The following is a 17,412-nucleotide window of genomic DNA, read 5'->3' as shown; positions in this document are numbered from 1 at the left end:
GCCCCACCAAGGCTTCACGGGCGTTTGACCGGTCGGACACGCCCTGGTAACACCAATCAGTGACTCTGGTATCACGCCCCGTATCTCCATCGCTCCGAGGGGGGACCTCGATCATGCAGGCCGCACCGGTACGCGCCACCGCCATCCCGACCTTCACCGACGCCCTCCGGGCCGTCGAGTCCCTGCTCATGAGCGGCGGTCAGCGCACCGCCCGCCGCAACGCGTGGACGTCCGTCCTGGAGGACCGCCGCCGGGCCAAGGACCGGGTCGAGGCCCAGCGGGTCCTGGACCAGGCCGCCGCCGGCCGCTCCTGATCTTCCCTGCCGGGCACTGCCGTCGTCCGCGCTCCTGGGGGCACGTAGACTTCGTGGCATGGCGAGGAAGGAAACCGCGGCGAACGCCGCGAACGCAGGGCGACTGAAGCAGATCGCCCTCACGTACAAGATGACCCGCAAGGCCGACAAGACGATCGGCCTTGTACTCGCGGCCGTCGGCATCGGCACCCTCGGTGTCTTCCTCGCGATCGGCTTCCTGATCGGCCACCCGGTCTATCTGGGCATCTTCGGCCTGCTGATCGCTCTGCTGGCGACGGCGATCGTGTTCGGCCGCCGGGCCGAGCGGGCCGCCTTCGGCCAGATGGAGGGCCAGCCGGGCGCCGCCGCGGCCGTGCTCGACAACATCGGCCGGGGCTGGACGACGACTCCGGCGGTGGCGATGAACCGCAGCCAGGACGTGGTGCACCGGGCCGTCGGCAAGGCCGGCATCGTGCTGGTCGCCGAGGGCAACCCGAACCGGGTGAAGAGCCTGCTGGCCGCCGAGAAGAAGAAGATGAACCGCATCGTCGCGGACGTGCCGGTGCACGACCTGATCGTCGGCGACGGCGAGGGCCAGGTCGAGCTGAAGAAGCTCCGCACCACCATGCTGAAGCTCCCGCGCGTGCTCACCGGCCCCCAGGTCACGGCCACCAACGACCGGCTGCGGGCCCTGGGCGACCTGATGAGCAACATGCCGCTGCCGAAGGGCCCGATGCCCAAGGGCATGAAGCTGCCGAAGGGCGGGCCGCGGGGCCGCTAGGTCTGACACGCCGCCGAACGGAGCATCCGGCCGGTAATCGGGTCGTCCGCTCCTAGCCTTCGGCATGTGACAAAACGACACATTGCGTACCTGGCGTGCGCCACGTCCCTCGTCGGAGCATTCGCCGGCGCCACCCCGGCGTCGGCCGCCCACCGGGTCCTCGTGGTGCATGCGGGTGAGTCGATCCAGAAGGCGGTCAACGCCGCCAAGGCCGGCGACATCGTGTTCGTGCTCGCCGGCACCTACCGTGAGAGCGTCACGGTGAAGACGGCGGGCCTGACCCTGCGCGGCGCGGGCCCCGGCACCGTGATCCAGCCCCCCGCGAAGAAGACCAAGCCCGCCCCGCACGGCAAGAAGGCCGCCGTCACCTGCCTTTCGGACGGCAACGGCATCTGTGTGGTCGGGGGCAAGAACAAGCCGCTCAAGGACGTCACCGTCTCCGATCTGAAGGTGACCGGCTTCGCCCGCAGCGGCCTGTTCTCCATGGGCACCGACCGGCTGACCGTGAAGCGTGTGATCGCCGAGCACAACGGCCAGTGGGGCATCGCCCAGGAACACTCCACCCGCGGGCTGTTCCGCAACAACACCGCCCTGGGCAACGGGGACGCAGGCCTGTTCCTCGCCAACAACGTCAAGGCCGAGCAGGGGGCCACGGACAGCAAGGGCGCGGTGGTCGACCACAACCGTCTGCAGGACAACCGGATCGGCATCACCGTCCGCCGCCTGCGCAACCTCGCCGTCACGCACAACTACGTCACCGGCAACTGCGCGGGCGTGTTCGTCGTCGGCGACGAGAACAAGCCGCGGGCCGGCGCCCTCACCGTCAGCGACAACCTGGTCGTGCAGAACAACAAGTACTGCCCGAAGACCGCCCGGCTGCCCTACCTGAAGGGCTCCGGCATCGTGCTGACCGGCACGGAGAAGACCCTGGTGACACGGAACCGGGTCACCGGCCACCAGGGCAAGTCCCCGCTGTCGGGCGGCATCGTCCTGTTCAAGAGCTTCGTGGGCGCCACCAGCGAGAAGAACCGGATCACCGGCAACCGGCTGATGGACAACTCCCCGGCGGACCTCGTCAACCAGGAGTCCGCCAAGAGCGACAACGCGTTCACCGGCAACTCCTGCCGGGCCTCCAAGCCCGCGGGCCTGTGCTGACCGGACGGCCGTACCCGACCCACGCAAGGAAGGAAGGCGGCACATGACCGCACCATCCCGCGGGCTCTCGGCTCCCTCGGAGCCGGGGGCACCCACCTCCCCTCCGCCGTCGATGCGGCTGCGCGAGCTCGTGTTCGGGGCGGCCTGCGCCGCCGCGGTCCGCGCCGCCGCCCGGCTGGGTGTCGCCGACGCGCTCGGCGACGCCCCCATGACGGTGGAGACCCTGGCGACGGCGCTGCACACCGAGCCGGGGCCGCTGCGCCGGCTACTGCGCGCCCTGTCCTGCCACGGTGTCTTCGCCGAGCGGCCGGACGGGACGTTCGCCCACACCGAGATGTCCCGGCTGCTGCGCGAGGACGACCCGAACAGCCTGCGGGCCATCGCGCTGTGGTGCACCGAGCCGTGGACCTGGGACGCCTGGCCACGGCTGGACGAGGCGGTGCGCACCGGCCGGAACGTCGTGGAGGACCTGTACGGAAAGGAGTTCTTCGCCTACCTCAACGAGGACGCCCCCGAGTCCGCGGACGTCTTCAACCGCGCGATGACCCGCTCCAGCGAGCAGTCGGCGCGGGAGGTGGCGGCCCTGCTGGACCTGTCCGGCAGCCGCTCGGTCGCGGACATCGGCGGCGGCCAGGGGCATGTGGTGGCCTGTCTGCTGGACAAGTACCCGGCGATGCGCGGCAGCCTGCTCGACCTGCCCCGGGTGGTCGAGAACGCCCTGCCGCGGCTGCGCGAGGGCGGTGACCTCGCCGACCGCGTGCAGATCGTGCCGGGCGACGTCCGGGACGCGGTCCCGGTCGAGGCCGACGCCTACATCATCAAGAACATCCTGGAGTGGGACGACGAGAGCACGGCCCGGCTGCTGCGCAACGTCGTCGAGGCGGGCGGCCCCGGCACCCGTGTCATCGTCATCGAGAACCTGGTGGACGACACCCCCTCGATGCGCTTCAGCACGGCCATGGACCTGCTGCTGCTGCTGAACGTCGGCGGGGCCAAGCACACCACGGACAGCATGGTCAGCCGGCTCCAGGCGGCGGGCCTGGCCATCGGTGAGATCCGCCCGGTCAACCCGTTCCTGCACGCGTTCGACTGCATGGTCCCCGCGTGAGCGGCTCCCCCCAGCACACCGGTGCCGGGTCCGCGTCGGACGCGGGCCCGGCACCGGTGGTCCGGCCGGAGGGTCAGGCGCCGGCGTCGCGCTCCCACAGGTAGAAGCGCTGTGCCATGGCGTCCTTCGGGGACCGCCAGGTCTCCGGGTCGTACGCGCTGACGTACGCCGAAAGCCGCTCGCTGACCTCCTTGAACTCGGGGTGCGAGGTGATCTTGGCGATGGCCGGTCCGGGCTCGCGGTCGGACTCGATGAGGTGCATGTACACATCGCCGAACTGGAAGAGGCTGCGCCGGACGACACCGACGAGGTGCGGCAGCTCCCCCCGGTCGGACTCCGCGAACACCTTGGCGATGTCGGGGGCGGAGCCCGGGGCCATACGGGCGACGATCAGGGCCTGGTGCACGGTCGTCTCCTGTCGTCCGGCTCAGTCGGCCAGGGCCGGGGCGGGCCGCTCACCGGCGGCCGCCTTCTCGATCTTCTCCCGGATCAGCTCCATCTGGACCTTGGAGTTCTTGTTGATGTTGTCGGTCATCCAGTCGTCGTCGACCGGCGCGTCCGGCTTCATCTCGAAGTCCTGGGTCCAGACCATCCGGGTGCCGGCGGGAACCTCCTCGTACCGCCAGTGGATGTTCATGTAGGCGAAGGGCCCGGTCTCCACCCGGCGCGCCTTGACGGTGCGGGAGGACCGGTCCGGCTCGCGCTCCGAGACCCAGCTCCAGACGGTGCCGTTTTCGTCCGGGTGCATGGTGAGCCGGAAGGTCGTCTTCTCGCCCTCCCGCTTGAGGACCTCCACCGACGCGTACTCGCTGAACAGCTGCGGCCAGCGCTCCAGGTCGTTGGTCATGTCCCAGACCAGGTCCAGCGGGGCGGCGATGGTGATCTCGTTCCGGGTGTGTCCTGCCATGTCAGGCTCCTGCCATCAGGGTGCTGTTGACGAGGTCGAGGAACTGCTGCGGTGTCTTGCAGCGCTCCGCGTCGACCGGCATCGGGGTGCCGTGCGTGTTCTCCAGTTCGCCGACGATGCCGAGCAGGCCGAGCGAGTCGACGCCGAGGACGTCGAAACCCATGTCCGGCTGCTCCTTGAGCTGCTCCGGGCTGACGGTGACCCCGGCGGCCTTCTTCATCAGCGCGGCGAGTTCTTCCACGGTGATCTGGGGCATGTTCTCCTCCTTTGCTTCCTCACTGCGCGGTGCCGCGTCGCAGCACCAGCGCCGAGTTCGACCCCATGAGTCCGCGGCTGAGGACCAGCGCCGTCCGCAGTTCGGCGGCACGGGCCCGGCCCGTCACGAGGTCGAGGTCGTGGCTGACGTCGAAGACGTTCGGCGTCGGCGGGATCAGGCCGTGCTCCATCGCGAGCACGGCCGCCGCGGTGTCCAGCACGGGGGCCGCGCAGTACCCCCGGCCGATCCCGGTCTTCGGCGCGGTGACCGGTACCCGGGTGCCGTGCTCGCCGAGGACGTCGGCGATGGCCAGCGCCTCGGCGCGGTCCGCCGCCGGGACCCCGAGGGCGTCGGCGAAGACGACGTCGACCTCCTCGGGGGCGCAGCCGGCCTCCCGCAGGGCCTGCCGGGCGGCCTGCGCGAGGCCCTCCCGGGACTTCTCCCAGCGGGAGGCGCCGGTGAAGGTCGCCCCGTGGCCCGCCACGAAGGCCCGGATCCGGGCGCCGCGGGCGCGGGCGGTGCCCGACGCCTCCACCACGAGCATGGCGCCGCCCTCGGCCGGCACGAACCCGCAGGCCCCGTCCGTGAACGGGCGGTACGCCCGGGACGGCTCCGGCTCGCGGCTCAGTTCGTCGTAGCCGAGCTGGCAGACCATCGAGTACGGCGCGAGGGGCGCCTCGGTGGAACCGGCCACGATCACGTCGGTGCCGCGCCGCACCGCCCGTGCCGCATGGGCGACGGCGTCCAGGCCGCCGGCCTCGTCGGAGGCGACGACCGAGCAGGGTCCCTTGAAGCCGCGGCGGATGGACACCTGGCCGGTGCTCGCGGCGTAGAACCAGGCAATGGACTGGTACGGCCCGACGAACCGGCTGCCCTTGCCCCACAGCTGCTGCAGTTCGCGCTGGCCGAACTCGCCGCCGCCGGACCCGGCCGCGGTGACCACGCCGATGGAGTAGGGCGCGTCGGGCACGCTGCCCGGCCCGAGCCGGGCGTCGTCCAGCGCGAAGTCGGCCGCGGCCATGGCGTAGTGCGTGAACCGGTCCGTCTGGACGAGGAAACGCTCCTCGATCGTCGCCGCCGGGTCGAAGGCGCGGACCTCACCGGCCACCTTGAGGGGAAGGTGCTCGCAGCCCTCGCGGGTGACCCGGTCGAGGACGCTCAGGCCCTCCTGGGTGGACTTCCAGAAGGTGCCGGTGGTGGTGCCGTTGGGCGCGACCACACCGATGCCGGTGATGGCCGCGTGCCGGTCCTGCGGTTCGCTCATCGTGTCCTCACTCCCTCGGCCGGGTCAGGATCACCGCGGACTGGAAACCGCCGAACCCGCTGCCCACGGACAGCACGCTGGTCAGCTTCCGTTCGCGGGCGACACGCGGGACGTAGTCCAGGTCGCACTCGGGGTCGGGGATCTCGTAGTTCGCGGTCGGCGGTACGGCCTGCTTGACCAGGGCCAGCACACAGGCGACCAGCTCGATGGCGCCGATCGCCCCGAGGGAGTGCCCCACCATGGACTTGATGGAGCTCATCGGGGTGTCGTAGGCGTGGTGGCCGAGCGCCCGCTTCACGGCCGCCGTCTCGTGGCGGTCGTTCTGCCGGGTGCCGGAGCCGTGCGCGTTGACGTAGTCGATCGCCGTCGGGTCGAGCCGCGCCTGGCCTAGGGCGGTGTCTATGGCCCGCGCCATCTCCAGGCCCTCCTTGGTCAGGCCGGTCATGTGGTAGGCGTTGCCGTAGGTGGCGTAGCCGCCGAACTCGCAGTACACGTGGGCACCGCGGGCCCGGGCGTGCTCCAGTTCCTCCAGGACGAGCACCGCGCCGCCCTCGCCCATGACGAAGCCGTCACGGTTGTTGTCGAAGGGCCGGGAGGCGTGCGCGGGGTCGTCGTTGTTCGGGGACGTGGCCTTGATCGCGTCGAAGCAGGCCATGGTGATCGGGGAGATCGGCGAGTCCGACGCCCCTGCGATGCATATGTCGGCCCGGCCTTCCTGGACGGTGTGGAAGGCGTACCCGACGGCGTCCAGGCCGGAGGTGCAGCCGGTGGACACGGTCTGCACCGGACCCTGTGCGCCGAAACGTTCCGCCACCGCGGAGGCCACGGTGCTCGGCGAGAACGCCCGGTGCAGCTGCGGCTCGGCCTCGGTGGGGTCGACGTCCCAGCGCTGCCCGCGATGGCTGACCAGGACGTAGTCGTGCTCCAGCCGGGTGGTGCCGCCGACGGCGGTGCCCAGGGAGACACCGACCCGCCAGGGGTCCTCCCGGGCGAGGTCGAGACCGGAGTCCCGGACCGCCTCCTCGCCGGCGACCAGGGCGAACTGTATGTACCGGTCCGCCCGCTGGATCTGATCGGCGTCCAGGCCGTGTGCGGCGGGATCGAAGTCGCACTCGGCGGCGATCCGGGACCTCAGCCCGGCCGGGTCGAAGAACGTGATGCCCCGCGTCGCGGTGCGGCCTTCGGCGAGCAGCTCCCAGAACGCCGGTACGCCGATCCCGCCCGGGGCCACGACGCCTATGCCGGTGACCGCCACGCGCCGGCTCATGAGCGGACCTGCGCCCGGTCGGCCGGCGCTGCGGCGACGGTCTCCATCCCCTCGGTGTCGACGTGGCCGAGGGCCGGCCGGGGGGCCAGCGGGCCCAGGTGGAAGACGATCCGCGCCTCCACGTTGCCGACGTTGCGGAAGCGGTGGCGCATGTTCATGGGGATCATCAGCCCCTGCTCGGGCCGCAGCGGGTGCGGCTCGCCGTCCAGGTCCACCTCCAGCTGGCCGCAGACGACGTAGACGAACTCCTCGGAGTAGGGGTGGTAGTGCTCCCCGATGCGGTCGCCGGGCTGCACGATGGCCACGCCCATGAAACCGCTGGTGGAGCCCACCGTCGCCGGGGTGAGCATGGCGCGCAGATCGCCGCCGCGCCGGGTGTTGGGCTCGACCTCGCTGAGGTCCACGATCTTCGGAAGGGGTTTGATCACGGCGTTCCTCCGTTGGTGTGCTGGGCCTGCCGGGTCAGGCGTCGGGCGAGCGGCGGTCGGTGACGAGGTCCATGCCGACGGGCTCCCCGTCCAGCAGGCTGCCGAGCGCGGCCTGCCGTCCGGGCTCCGGCAGCAGGGCCCGGGCACCCGGGCCGGGGCGTACGTCGACCAGCCGGACGACGACGTCGTCACGCTGGAAGATCGTGCTGCGCAGGACGGGGCTGTCCGGGTCCTCCGCGGCCGCCTCGTCCTGCTGGGCGAGCAGCTCCGCCAGCCGCATCCCGCAGTCCGGCCGGGCCGGGTAGTACAGCGCCTGCCGCTCGCCCTCGGTGAGTTCGTCCGCGGTGACGTGGTGCACGGCGGGCAGCGCCGCCCGGGTGAAGAACACCCGCGCGGACTCCTGGTCGTTGAGATCCCGCTCCTGCTCCAGGTAGGGGTTGATGGCCTCCTCGACGGCCCGCACCTCGGGCTGCCGGGCGACGTGGCGCAGCGCCGCCAGCAGGTCGCCGCGCACCTCGATGGCCCGCACGACCCGGTTGCCGTGCATGAACAGGGAGGTACGGCACAGCCGGGTCGTCTCGTCGACCCGCGCCTGGGGCGAGGCGTAGTCGGAGAGGATCCTCTTGACCTCCCGCTCGCTGCCCGGCTTGACCGTGAAGGTCAGCGCGTGCCGGATCACGCCGTCGCCGATCCGCGGCGAGGCCTGGAGCCGGCGCCGCGACGCGGCCCCGGCCGGCTCGCCGCCGGTCTCGCGGACGATGTGGAACCGCAGCGACCGGGTGTCCCGGACGCAGCTGTGCAGCGGTTCCACCATCCGCACGTGCTCCTCGCTGTTCACCCAGGTGAGGAACGGCGGGGCGCTCTCCCACTCACTGGTGATGAGCCATTGGGAGGGATTCTCGATCGACTGGCACAGCTGGTCGCTGACGTGGCCGGGCACCTGCGCCACCTGGTTGCACAGTTGCTCGTAGGCCTCCAGGAACTGCTGCTGGGCACCGTCGTGGACGTCCACGAGCAGGACGACCCGGAGACGGGAGCCGTCGAACACGGACTGGGAGACCCTCTTCGACAACTCGCGCGTCGACTGGTCCGAGATCTTTTCCGACAAGGTGGTCATGCTGCGCATCTCCTTCACGGGGGCAGAGGCGAACGCCGGCCGCCGATGACGCGACTTCAGCGCTTCTTGATCCTGTGCCGCTTCCCGCGGTGCGCGCGACTCGCGTGAACCACGTGGGTGATTGAGCACGCGAAAGCCGTCCCAGCGGGCACAGAAACTGCGACGCGCCTCACACTCCCGACCCTGCCTCTGGAGACTCGATGCAGCAGAAAGCCGATCACCAGGTGCCCGTCCTCGTCGTGGGCGGTTCTCTGGTGGGCCTGTCCCTCTCCCTGTTCCTGGGCCGTCTCGGCGTACCGCACATGCTCGTCGAGCGGCACTCGGGAACCTCGATCCACCCGCGTGGCCGCGGCAACAACCTGCGCACGATGGAGCTGTTCCGGGTGGCCGGCATCGAGCCGGACATCAAGGCGGCGGCCTCGCTCCTCGCGGCCAACCACGGCATCCTCCAGACGCCGACGCTGGTCGGCGACGCCGGCGAATGGCTGTTCAGAGAGATCGACCCGGGGGGCGGACTGGCGAAGTTCAGCCCCACGACGTGGTGCCTGTGCAGCCAGAACGACCTCGAACCGGTGCTGCTGAAGGGGGCCCGCACCCTCGGCGGCGACCTGCGCTACTTCCACGAACTGGAATCCTTCGAGCAGGACCCCGAAGGGGTGACGGCGTTCGTCCGGGACCGTGACAGCGACGCGCTGTACACCGTCCGGGCGGACTACCTGGTCGCGTGCGACGGCCCGCGCAGCCCCGTCCGGAACCGGCTCGGCATCGGGCAGAGCGGGCCGGGCGACCTCTTCGCCAACGTGAGCGTCACCTTCCGCTCCAAGCTGCTCGCCGAGACGGTCGGCGACCGGCACTTCATCTGCTGCTACCTCACCAACCCCGAGGCCGACGGCGCCCTGCTGCCCGTCGACAACAAGGAGCACTGGGTCTTCCACGCCCCCTGGCACCCGGAGCACGGCGAGACCCTGGAGGAGTTCACCGAGGAGCGGCTCCAGCGGCACATCCGGCTGGCCGTCGGCGTCCCCGACCTCGACATCGAGATCACCGGCAAGGCGTCCTGGCGCGCCGCCGAACGCGTCGCCGAGCGGTACACGGCGGGCCGGGTCCTGCTCGCCGGCGACTCCGCCCACGAGATGTCCCCGACCGGCGCCTTCGGCTCCAACACCGGCATCCAGGACGCCCACAACCTGGCCTGGAAGCTGGCCGCCGTCCTCGACGGCTGGGCCGGACCGGGGCTGCTGGAGACCTACGACACCGAGCGCCGGCCCGTCGCCCTGGCCACCAGCGCCCGCGCCTCGGCCCGCTCGGTGGAGCACAGCCACCCCGGCTTCGCGCCCACGCCCGGCGTCGGCGGCGGGCCGCGCAGCGGCATCCTCCCGGTGGTCCTGTGCTACCGCTACCTGGAGGGCGCCGTCCTGGACGCCGACCCCGCCCATCCGGTCGTACCCGACGCGGTGCGGCTGACGGGGGACCCGGGCAGCCGGTCCCCGCACCTGTGGCTGCGCCGCGCGAGCGCCCGGCTCTCCACGGTCGACCTGTACGAGCGGTCCATGGTGCTGCTCTGCGACGCCGGGTCGGCGGCGGGTGCCGCCTGGCACGCGGCCGCCCGGCGCATCGCCGGCACGGACGGCGTACGGCTGGAGGCGTACCGGATCGGCGCGGGTGCGGACGCCGACCTGACGTACGACGGAGAGGGACCCGGCGGCGGCACCGACTGGGCCGCGGCGCACGGCACGACGGCCGACGGGGCGGTGCTGGTACGGCCGGACGGGTTCGTGGCCTGGCGCGCGGCCGGCGCGGTGGCGGATCCGGAGACGGAGCTGCGGGGGGTGCTGGCGGCGGTGCTGCGGAGGGGCTGAGCGCATGGGTGAGCCCGGTGACCGTCGGCCACCGGGCTCATCGGGATCAGGGATCAGGCCCCGGTCAGATCCGTACCTCGACCGTCTTCGCGAGCCGGTCGTGCAGGCCTCGGCCGTCGCGGTCCCAGACCAGGGCGGGGATCGCGAGGCAGAGCAGGACCGTGCGCACCAGGGCGCGCCCCGGGCTGACCGTGCCGGTTTCCAGGGCCACGACCCGGATGCCGAAGAGGCGCTTGCCCGGGGTGAAGCCGACCGTACCGACGGTCAGGGCGCTCAGGACGAAGAAGACGCCGAGCGCCCAGTTGCTCGTAGCGGGGCCGTAGCCGTGGGTGATCAGGCCGTATGCGATCAGGACGCACAGCGCCCAGTCGACGGCGAGGGCGCCGAGCCGCCTGCCGGGCCGTGCGATCGAGTTCGGTCCGTGCTCCGGGAGACCGAGCTGCTCGCCCCGGTATCCGAAGTCGGCACCCGCCTCTTCCATGGCCGCGCGCGGCCCGGAGAGCCACGATCCGATTGCCTGCCTGTTGTCCACCCGTCCACGGTACTGCGCCCGGTTTCGGGCACTACGCACAGGGGTGTGTCGGGGCTACCGTGGACAGGTGGCTGGTTAACTTCTGCGAAACAAACGGGTCACGCCCGAGAAATCACCCGTCCCTAGGGTCGAGACCAGCGTGTGCCACCGCACTGGCTGCACGAACGATCTACCACCCCGGCGAGGACGGTCGGGAGTAGGAGGAGCTGGATGTTCCAGAACGCCGACGAGGCCAAGAAGTTCATCGCGGACGAGGACGTCAAGTTCGTCGACGTCCGCTTCTGCGACCTGCCGGGCGTCATGCAGCACTTCACGGTGCCCGTTGAGGCGTTCGACCCGGACGAGGAGCTGGCCTTCGACGGATCGTCGATCCGTGGTTTCCAGGCCATCCACGAGTCCGACATGGCTCTGCGTGCCGACCTGTCCACCGCGCGGGTCGACCCGTTCCGCCGGGACAAGACCCTCAACATCAACTTCTTCATCCACGACCCGATCACGGGCGAGCAGTACTCCCGTGACCCGCGGAACGTGGCGAAGAAGGCGGAGGCGTACCTGGCGTCGACGGGTATCGCCGACACCGCGTACTTCGGCCCCGAGGCCGAGTTCTACGTCTTCGACAGCGTGCGCTTCGCCACCTCGGCGAACGAGTCCTTCTACCACATCGACTCCGAGGCGGGCGCCTGGAACACCGGCGCCCTGGAGAACAACCGTGGGTACAAGGTCCGCTACAAGGGCGGTTACTTCCCGGTCGCCCCGGTCGACCACTTCGCCGACCTGCGCGCCGAGATCTCCCTGGAGCTGGAGCGGTCCGGCCTGAAGGTCGAGCGCCAGCACCACGAGGTCGGCACCGCCGGCCAGGCGGAGATCAACTACAAGTTCAACACCCTGCTCGCCGCCGCCGACGACCTGCAGCTCTTCAAGTACATCGTGAAGAACGTCGCCTGGCGCAACGGCAAGACGGCGACCTTCATGCCGAAGCCGATCTTCGGTGACAACGGCTCGGGCATGCACGTGCACCAGTCGCTGTGGAGCAACGGCGACCCGCTGTTCTACGACGAGGCCGGTTACGCGGGCCTGTCGGACACCGCCCGCTACTACATCGGCGGCATCCTCAAGCACGCCCCGTCGCTGCTGGCCTTCACCAACCCGACGGTGAACTCGTACCACCGTCTGGTGCCGGGCTTCGAGGCGCCGATCAACCTGGTGTACTCGCAGCGCAACCGCTCCGCCGCGATGCGTATCCCGATCACGGGCTCCAACCCGAAGGCCAAGCGCGTCGAGTTCCGCGCGCCCGACTCCTCCGGCAACCCGTACCTGGCCTTCTCGGCCCTGCTCCTCGCGGGCCTGGACGGTATCAAGAACAAGATCGAGCCGGCCGAGCCGATCGACAAGGACCTGTACGAGCTGGCTCCCGAGGAGCACGCGAACGTCGCCCAGGTCCCGACCTCGCTCAACGCCGTCCTCGACGCCCTCGAGGCCGACCACGAGTTCCTCCTCCAGGGCGACGTGTTCACGTCCGACCTGATCGAGACGTGGATCGACTTCAAGCGCACCAACGAGATCGCCCCGCTGCAGCTGCGTCCGCACCCGCACGAGTTCGAGCTGTACTTCGACGTGTGACAGACGCGCCGAAGCGCTGACCGAGGCCCCGCCGCTCCCCTGGGAACGGCGGGGCCTCGGCGTTCGTCGCGGCAGGACCACGGACGACACCGGCGACCGGGTCGCGTCCGCGTGCGGTTTCGGTACGACCGACACCCTGCATCCGGGCGTTCCGCCGCAAGCTCGACACCACACCCGCCGAGTACCGCACCCGTTTCCGCCATTCCGGCTGACGGGTCCCGCCCCCGTGCAACCTTTCACGCTTCTCAAACTTCCTATTGTCGGGGGATCATCCCTCCGGATCGTGTCGGACGAGAGAGGTTGAACGGGGATGCCGGAACAGGACGACTGGGAGCACGAGTTCGATCACAGGTGGGCGAACTCGGCCGAGCACAAGGAGCCCTCCGCCCGGGCCCGCATGCTCGCCGCCCGCTGGAAGGAGAACCCTCCGGCCCCCACCCCCTTCCGCGCCGACCCGGACCCGGCCCCCCGCCGCTCGTCCTGGGTCTCGACCGCCGTGGTCCTCGGCTGCGTGGCGGTGGTCATCGTCCTCCTGGGCTACGCCCAGATGCGCTCGCCGTACTAGGAGCCGAGCCGGAAGACGCGCGCGGACGACACGAGCAGGAGACGTACATGCGGGAGGGCGTCGCGGCGGCACTCCGCCTCGCCAGGGGCGCGGCGCTGCCGGACGCGCTCGACACCGGCGACCCGGCGGCCTGGCTGGAGCTGGACGAAGGCGTGCGGGCAGTGGAGTGGAGCGGGCCGCCGGCCGCCCGCGGCGGCTGGGAGCGGTCGGCCGGCGAGCGCGCCCTGCTCACCGCCCTGACCGCCGGCGATCCGCTGAGCGACGCCCGGCTCGCCGTCGCCCTGTGCCACGGTGACGGCAGGGTCCGGCACCGCGCGCTGGGCCGGGTCGCCGGCCGTCCGGCGCTGCTCCCCCTCGTGGTCGTGCGGTGCACCGACTGGGCACAGCCGGTGCGGGCACGGGCCCGGGACCGGCTCACCGAGGCGCTGGACGCCGTGACGGCCGCGCCGCTCGCCCCGCTGATCCGGCGCCTGGGCGACCGCCACCGCGGTGACTTCGCCATGGGCCTGCTCGATGACGTCCTGCGGCGGGCGCCCCGCGAGCGGCTGGCCCCGCTGCTCGCGTCCGGTGACCGTGCGGTACGCCGGTTCGCCTACGGCCTGGCCGTCGAGGAGGGCTCCCTCTCGCCCGCCGAACTGGCCCGTGCCGCCGCCCGCGACGACGACGCCGTCGTACAGACGCTGTGCGCGGACGCGGCGCTCACCGCCATCACGCACGGCACCGCGGCGGAGGTGCTGGACGCTCTGCTCGGCGCCCGCAGCCCGCAGGCCCGGTCGGCCGGCGTGACCGCGCTGCGCCGGCTGGGCCGGCCGGACCGGGCGGTGGACTTCCTCGCGGACCGGTCGGCGCTGGTGCGGGCCTGCGCCCGCTATGTCCTGCGGCAGCACGGGACCGACCCGCTGTCCTGGTACCGGGCGCGCTGTGCCGAGGCCGCCGACCCGGTGCTGCCGCCCGGTGCCGCCATCGGGCTCGCGGAGTGCGGGACGCGCGCGGACGCCGCCCTGCTGTGGCCGCTGCTGGATCACCCGGCGCCGGGGGTGCGGGCACGGGCCGTGGCCGGGCTGCGGACGCTGGACTGACGGACGTACGGCGGATGTGGCGGCTGCTGGACGACCCGGCACCCGGCGTGGTGCGCGAGGCCACGCTCGCCCTGCTGCCGTCGGCCGCCGGGCTGCCGGAGCAGGAACTGGTGCGGCGGCTGGACCCGGCACGTCCCCGCTGGGAGCGGGTGTCGGCGTGGCGGCTGCTGAACGCGCACGGCAGGTCGTACGCCTACGGGCGGCCGTGACGCTGCTCGGCGGTCCCGACCTGCCGGCCCGGGGCCGCGCCCTGCCGGGCTGACCCAGGGCACCGCACCGGTGACGCACAGGGACATTTTGCTGCTCCTGGGGCCGTTCGGGACCAGCTCATGGGAATCCCCAGGTGCACACTGGACAGCGGGGCGAGTGCCTGACTGCGGGGTGATGCAAGATGCGGAGCCGGTTCCGGAGTGATCGGCGGCTGGCCGTGCGTATGGGACTCACGATGTTCCTGCTCGGGCTGCTGTACGTGGGGTTCGTCGCCGCGCTGATCGTGCTGCTGAGGTCCTGGCTGCTGGTCGCCGTCCTGATCGGGGCGATGTTCGTGGCGCAGTTCTGGTTCTCGGACCGGATCGCGATGTTCGCGATGCGCGGGCGGGTCGTGGAGCGGGAGGAGTACCCCGAGCTGCATGCCGTGGTCGACCGGCTGTGCGCGATCGCCGACCTGCCCAAGCCGGTGGTCGCCGTGTCCTCGATGGACATGCCGAACGCGTTCGCGACCGGGCGCAGCGCGGATCACGCGGTGGTGTGTGTGACGACCGGGCTGCTGCGCCGGCTGGAGCCGGCGGAGCTGGAGGGCGTGCTGGCGCACGAGCTGTCGCATGTGCGGCACAAGGACGTCGCCGTGATCACGATCGCGTCGTTCCTGGGGGTGGTCGCGGGTCTGGTCGTACGGTTCGCGTTCTACTCGCAGGTCTTCGGCGGCGGCCGCCGGGACCAGAACACCGCCGCCGTGTTCGCCGCCGTGCTGGGCGTCTCCGCGGCCGTGTACGCGATCAGCTTCCTGCTGATTCGGGCTTTGTCGCGGTACCGGGAGCTGGCGGCCGACCGTGCGGCGGCGCTGCTGACCGGCCGGCCCTCGGCGCTGGCGGCGGCGCTCACCAAGGTCTCCGGGGAGATCGCGCGGATCCCGGCCAGGGACCTGCGGACGGCGCAGGCGTTCAACGCGTTCTACTTCACCCCGGCGACCGGCCGGGAGCCCGGCATCGAGCGGTTCTTCTCCACGCACCCGAGCCTGGAGCAGCGGCTGGAGCAGCTGGGCCGGATCTCGGCGGAGCTGGGCGAGGCGGCCACCCCGGGGAAGGCGGGCTGACCGTGGGGCTGCTGGACATCCTGCTGGGCCGTTCGAAGCCGGTCGCGCCCGATCTGGACCGGCTGTTCGGGCTGCCGTCGGCGGCCGTGACGCTGGAGGCGGCGGCCGGTTTCACGCCGACCGGGGGCGGGGCGGTGTGCTTCGCCACGGTCGAGGGGGCGGCCTTCGAGCAGATGCACCGGGAGGTGCAGGCGCTGCTGGACGCGGACACCGACCGCACCGGCCCGCCGGTGGAGCTGCGCCGGGACGGCTACGGCTACTCCTGGCTGGTGTCCCGGCGCTCCCCCGACCAGCTGCCCGAGCTGGTCAACGACCTGCACGCGGTGAACACCTCGCTGGAGGTCAACGGCTTCGGCCCGCAACTGCTGTGCTCCCTGGCCGGGTTCACGGACGGGGCGGACCGCAGGCCGGCGCTCGTCTACCTCTACAAGCGCGGCACCTTCTATCCGTTCGCCCCGCTGCCCGGTGCCGCCGAGCGGCGGGACACCGCGCTGGAGCTGCAGCTGAAGGCGGTGCTCGGGAACGATCTGCCGATCGAGCCGGATCTGGGCCGCTGGTTCCCGGTGTGGGGCGCCCCCGGCCTGTGACGGCCGGCGACGCCCCCGCTCACTTCGTGCTCCTGCCCCGCTCCTGCCGCCGGGCCTCGTAGGGCCGCTCACGGCGGTAGCGGCGCTCCCACTTGGCCTGCCGGTCCCGGCGCTCCCGGTACGCCCGGTAGCTGTCGGGCGGGGCGCCGGTGCCCGCGGGCGGGGCCGTACCGGGCGAGCCGCGCCCGTGGGTCGCGTACAGGTACAACAGGGCGACGGCGGCGAGCCACCACAGATGGTTTCCGATTCCGAGGATCACCAGGACGACGGTCCCGGTCGCGAGCATTCCACGCATGACGGACCTCCGTGTGAGGTGAGTCGAAGGGACGGGAGAGGCGGAGCGTGTCTGATTCGCCGCCGTTTGTTCAGAGTAGGGAGGGCGTGGCAGCCGCTGCACCCCGTTTTCCGGCTGCGGCGAAGGCCGTGAGTGAATGGCCCGCATGGACGAACTCACCGCTTTCAGCTACCCGTACGACGGCGAACGGCTCAGCGGAGTGAGCGCGGGGCCGCCCGGCCGGGCCACGGCGGTCCTGCTGCACGGCGCGGGCAACGGCAGCAAGGAGCGGCTGCTGCCGTTCGTCACCGACTTCGCCGACCGGGGCTGCCGCGCCCTGGCGTTCGACTTCTCCGGTCACGGCGAGAGCACGGGCGCACTCGCGGAGCTGAGCCTGCGCCGGCGGTTCGAGCAGGCGGTTGCGGTGCTCGACGCGCACGCCCCGGCCGGCGATCCGCTGGTGCTGGTCGGCTTCAGCATGAGCGGGCAGACGGTGGCGGATCTGGTACGGCACTACGGGCGCCGGGTGGCGGCGGTGGGGCTGTGCGCGCCCGCCGTGTACACGCCCGAGGCCTGGGAGGTCCCGTTCGGCACCGGCGAGGGCCGCTTCTCCGCGCTGATCCGCACCCCGGACAGCTGGCGGCACTCCCCCGCCCTGGAGGCGTTCCGCTCGTACGCGGGCCGGGCGGTGCTGGCGGTCCCGGGCACCGACTCGGTCATCCCGCCGGCGGTGACGGCGGCCGTACAGGAGGCGCTGTCGGCCGGCAGCCGGTTCACCCGCTTCGAACTCCCCGAGGCGGACCACTTCCTGGGCCTGTGGTTCCGCGACCACGCCGAAGACCGGAAGGCGTTCGTGACGGCGCTGCTGGACGGGCGGCCCCGGGCCCGGGGCCCCGTTGTCAGTGGCGTCGGCGACCATGGCGGCACGGGATCGTGAGCCAGGGGAGGCGGGCATGACGCGCGGACGACGGCACATCGGCACGGCGGAGCGGCGGGCCCGGCTGGCCC

At 71.8% G+C, this 17,412-nt stretch carries 19 protein-coding genes and 2 pseudogenes; 12 read left to right on the top strand and 9 right to left on the bottom strand.

Features of this window, described 5'->3' with window-relative positions; genetic code table 11:
- The first annotated feature begins 113 nt into the window (after positions 1-113).
- From ACIP4Y_RS04410 to ACIP4Y_RS04395, 4 genes are all read left to right on the top strand, one after another.
- Positions 114-314, top strand: coding sequence for a hypothetical protein (locus ACIP4Y_RS04410; RefSeq protein WP_208031848.1), 201 nt, complete (start codon positions 114-116; stop codon positions 312-314).
- Between the two features lie 58 nt (positions 315-372).
- Positions 373-1,074: a DUF4191 domain-containing protein gene (locus ACIP4Y_RS04405; protein ID WP_358641082.1), complete on the top strand. Its 702-nt coding sequence runs from the start codon at positions 373-375 to the stop codon at positions 1,072-1,074.
- 66 nt (positions 1,075-1,140) lie between these two features.
- Positions 1,141-2,229 carry a nitrous oxide reductase family maturation protein NosD gene (locus ACIP4Y_RS04400; protein WP_401387555.1) on the top strand — a complete coding sequence of 363 codons (1,089 nt, stop codon included), beginning with the start codon at positions 1,141-1,143 and terminating at the stop codon, positions 2,227-2,229.
- Between the two features lie 112 nt (positions 2,230-2,341).
- The gene (locus ACIP4Y_RS04395) at positions 2,342-3,337 is read left to right on the top strand and encodes a methyltransferase (RefSeq protein ID WP_401388673.1); all 996 of its coding nucleotides are present in this window, start codon (positions 2,342-2,344) and stop codon (positions 3,335-3,337) included.
- 73 nt (positions 3,338-3,410) lie between these two features.
- Here the strand turns inward: ACIP4Y_RS04395 and ACIP4Y_RS04390 are convergent, their stop codons facing one another.
- Genes ACIP4Y_RS04390 through ACIP4Y_RS04360 form a run of 7 tightly spaced genes read right to left on the bottom strand, consistent with a single transcriptional unit; the run spans position 3,411 to position 8,576 of the window.
- Complete coding sequence (locus ACIP4Y_RS04390; RefSeq protein ID WP_401387552.1) at positions 3,411-3,743, bottom strand: TcmI family type II polyketide cyclase; 333 nt, start codon at positions 3,741-3,743, stop codon at positions 3,411-3,413.
- Between the two features lie 21 nt (positions 3,744-3,764).
- The gene (locus ACIP4Y_RS04385; RefSeq protein WP_401387549.1) at positions 3,765-4,244 is read right to left on the bottom strand and encodes an SRPBCC family protein; all 480 of its coding nucleotides are present in this window, start codon (positions 4,242-4,244) and stop codon (positions 3,765-3,767) included.
- A gap of 1 nt (position 4,245) precedes the next feature.
- Positions 4,246-4,500 carry an acyl carrier protein gene (locus tag ACIP4Y_RS04380; protein ID WP_358641092.1) on the bottom strand — a complete coding sequence of 85 codons (255 nt, stop codon included), beginning with the start codon at positions 4,498-4,500 and terminating at the stop codon, positions 4,246-4,248.
- Positions 4,501-4,519: 19 nt separating this feature from the next.
- Positions 4,520-5,764: a beta-ketoacyl synthase N-terminal-like domain-containing protein gene (locus tag ACIP4Y_RS04375; protein WP_401387546.1), complete on the bottom strand. Its 1,245-nt coding sequence runs from the start codon at positions 5,762-5,764 to the stop codon at positions 4,520-4,522.
- A gap of 7 nt (positions 5,765-5,771) precedes the next feature.
- Positions 5,772-7,031: a beta-ketoacyl-[acyl-carrier-protein] synthase family protein gene (locus ACIP4Y_RS04370; RefSeq protein WP_358641096.1), complete on the bottom strand. Its 1,260-nt coding sequence runs from the start codon at positions 7,029-7,031 to the stop codon at positions 5,772-5,774.
- Positions 7,028-7,435 carry a cupin domain-containing protein gene (locus ACIP4Y_RS04365; RefSeq protein WP_401388670.1) on the bottom strand — a complete coding sequence of 136 codons (408 nt, stop codon included), beginning with the start codon at positions 7,433-7,435 and terminating at the stop codon, positions 7,028-7,030. Before ACIP4Y_RS04365 ends, ACIP4Y_RS04370 begins: the two co-directional genes overlap by 4 nt.
- A 58-nt stretch (positions 7,436-7,493) precedes the next feature.
- Complete coding sequence (locus ACIP4Y_RS04360; protein ID WP_401387543.1) at positions 7,494-8,576, bottom strand: SchA/CurD-like domain-containing protein; 1,083 nt, start codon at positions 8,574-8,576, stop codon at positions 7,494-7,496.
- 200 nt (positions 8,577-8,776) lie between these two features.
- Here ACIP4Y_RS04360 and ACIP4Y_RS04355 point away from each other — a divergent pair, with 200 nt between their 5' ends.
- Complete coding sequence (locus ACIP4Y_RS04355; protein ID WP_401387540.1) at positions 8,777-10,435, top strand: FAD-dependent oxidoreductase; 1,659 nt, start codon at positions 8,777-8,779, stop codon at positions 10,433-10,435.
- Positions 10,436-10,499: 64 nt separating this feature from the next.
- On the opposite strand, the gene ACIP4Y_RS04350 is transcribed toward ACIP4Y_RS04355, so the two are convergent.
- Entirely contained in the window at positions 10,500-10,967 is a 468-nt protein-coding gene (locus tag ACIP4Y_RS04350) for an RDD family protein (RefSeq protein WP_358641104.1), read from the bottom strand.
- A 210-nt stretch (positions 10,968-11,177) separates the two neighbouring features.
- Between ACIP4Y_RS04350 and glnA the strand changes: the two genes are divergently transcribed.
- The 6 genes and pseudogenes from glnA to ACIP4Y_RS04320 all read left to right on the top strand — a co-directional run bounded on the left by glnA (position 11,178) and on the right by ACIP4Y_RS04320 (position 16,130).
- Entirely contained in the window at positions 11,178-12,587 is a 1,410-nt protein-coding gene (gene glnA / locus ACIP4Y_RS04345) for a type I glutamate--ammonia ligase (protein ID WP_208031859.1), read from the top strand.
- Between the two features lie 76 nt (positions 12,588-12,663).
- Positions 12,664-12,799 (top strand): annotated as a pseudogene (locus ACIP4Y_RS04340) (AraC family transcriptional regulator); the annotation flags it as partial.
- A gap of 98 nt (positions 12,800-12,897) precedes the next feature.
- A complete protein-coding gene (locus tag ACIP4Y_RS04335; protein ID WP_358641106.1) occupies positions 12,898-13,152 on the top strand; it encodes a hypothetical protein in 255 nt (84 codons plus the stop codon).
- A gap of 47 nt (positions 13,153-13,199) precedes the next feature.
- Positions 13,200-14,493: pseudogene (locus ACIP4Y_RS04330) on the top strand (hypothetical protein).
- A 129-nt stretch (positions 14,494-14,622) separates the two neighbouring features.
- On the top strand, positions 14,623-15,543 hold the full coding sequence (gene htpX / locus ACIP4Y_RS04325) for a zinc metalloprotease HtpX (protein ID WP_401387535.1): 921 nt from the start codon (positions 14,623-14,625) through the stop codon (positions 15,541-15,543).
- 2 nt (positions 15,544-15,545) lie between these two features.
- Complete coding sequence (locus tag ACIP4Y_RS04320) at positions 15,546-16,130, top strand: hypothetical protein (RefSeq protein WP_401387532.1); 585 nt, start codon at positions 15,546-15,548, stop codon at positions 16,128-16,130.
- A 19-nt stretch (positions 16,131-16,149) separates the two neighbouring features.
- Here ACIP4Y_RS04320 and ACIP4Y_RS04315 read toward each other — a convergent pair whose 3' ends face one another.
- Positions 16,150-16,425 (bottom strand): hypothetical protein, encoded by a 276-nt coding sequence (locus ACIP4Y_RS04315; RefSeq protein ID WP_401387529.1) that lies wholly within the window; start codon positions 16,423-16,425, stop codon positions 16,150-16,152.
- Positions 16,426-16,570: 145 nt separating this feature from the next.
- Between ACIP4Y_RS04315 and ACIP4Y_RS04310 the strand changes: the two genes are divergently transcribed.
- Positions 16,571-17,341: an alpha/beta hydrolase gene (locus ACIP4Y_RS04310; RefSeq protein ID WP_401387527.1), complete on the top strand. Its 771-nt coding sequence runs from the start codon at positions 16,571-16,573 to the stop codon at positions 17,339-17,341.
- Positions 17,342-17,412 lie beyond the last annotated feature (71 nt).

The organism is Streptomyces sp. NPDC088810 (genome assembly GCF_044750305.1).
Lineage (GTDB): Bacteria > Actinomycetota > Actinomycetes > Streptomycetales > Streptomycetaceae > Streptomyces.
Note: the sequence above shows the minus strand (reverse complement) of the source record. Positions and strands in the feature narration are given on the sequence as shown.

Bases quoted from the DNA above. Each gene is read 5' to 3' on its own strand.
- ACIP4Y_RS04335 (WP_358641106.1), top strand. From the start codon at position 12,898: ATGCCGGAACAGGACGACTGGGAGCACGAGTTCGATCACAGGTGGGCG.
- ACIP4Y_RS04405 (WP_358641082.1), top strand. From the start codon at position 373: ATGGCGAGGAAGGAAACCGCGGCGAACGCCGCGAACGCAGGGCGACTG.
- ACIP4Y_RS04310 (WP_401387527.1), top strand. From the start codon at position 16,571: ATGGACGAACTCACCGCTTTCAGCTACCCGTACGACGGCGAACGGCTC.
- glnA (WP_208031859.1), top strand. From the start codon at position 11,178: ATGTTCCAGAACGCCGACGAGGCCAAGAAGTTCATCGCGGACGAGGAC.
- ACIP4Y_RS04370 (WP_358641096.1), bottom strand. From the start codon at position 7,031: ATGAGCCGGCGCGTGGCGGTCACCGGCATAGGCGTCGTGGCCCCGGGC.
- ACIP4Y_RS04315 (WP_401387529.1), bottom strand. From the start codon at position 16,425: ATGCGTGGAATGCTCGCGACCGGGACCGTCGTCCTGGTGATCCTCGGA.
- ACIP4Y_RS04360 (WP_401387543.1), bottom strand. From the start codon at position 8,576: ATGACCACCTTGTCGGAAAAGATCTCGGACCAGTCGACGCGCGAGTTG.
- htpX (WP_401387535.1), top strand. From the start codon at position 14,623: ATGCGGAGCCGGTTCCGGAGTGATCGGCGGCTGGCCGTGCGTATGGGA.
- ACIP4Y_RS04375 (WP_401387546.1), bottom strand. From the start codon at position 5,764: ATGAGCGAACCGCAGGACCGGCACGCGGCCATCACCGGCATCGGTGTG.
- ACIP4Y_RS04385 (WP_401387549.1), bottom strand. From the start codon at position 4,244: ATGGCAGGACACACCCGGAACGAGATCACCATCGCCGCCCCGCTGGAC.
- ACIP4Y_RS04410 (WP_208031848.1), top strand. From the start codon at position 114: ATGCAGGCCGCACCGGTACGCGCCACCGCCATCCCGACCTTCACCGAC.
- ACIP4Y_RS04395 (WP_401388673.1), top strand. From the start codon at position 2,342: ATGCGGCTGCGCGAGCTCGTGTTCGGGGCGGCCTGCGCCGCCGCGGTC.
- ACIP4Y_RS04355 (WP_401387540.1), top strand. From the start codon at position 8,777: ATGCAGCAGAAAGCCGATCACCAGGTGCCCGTCCTCGTCGTGGGCGGT.
- ACIP4Y_RS04380 (WP_358641092.1), bottom strand. From the start codon at position 4,500: ATGCCCCAGATCACCGTGGAAGAACTCGCCGCGCTGATGAAGAAGGCC.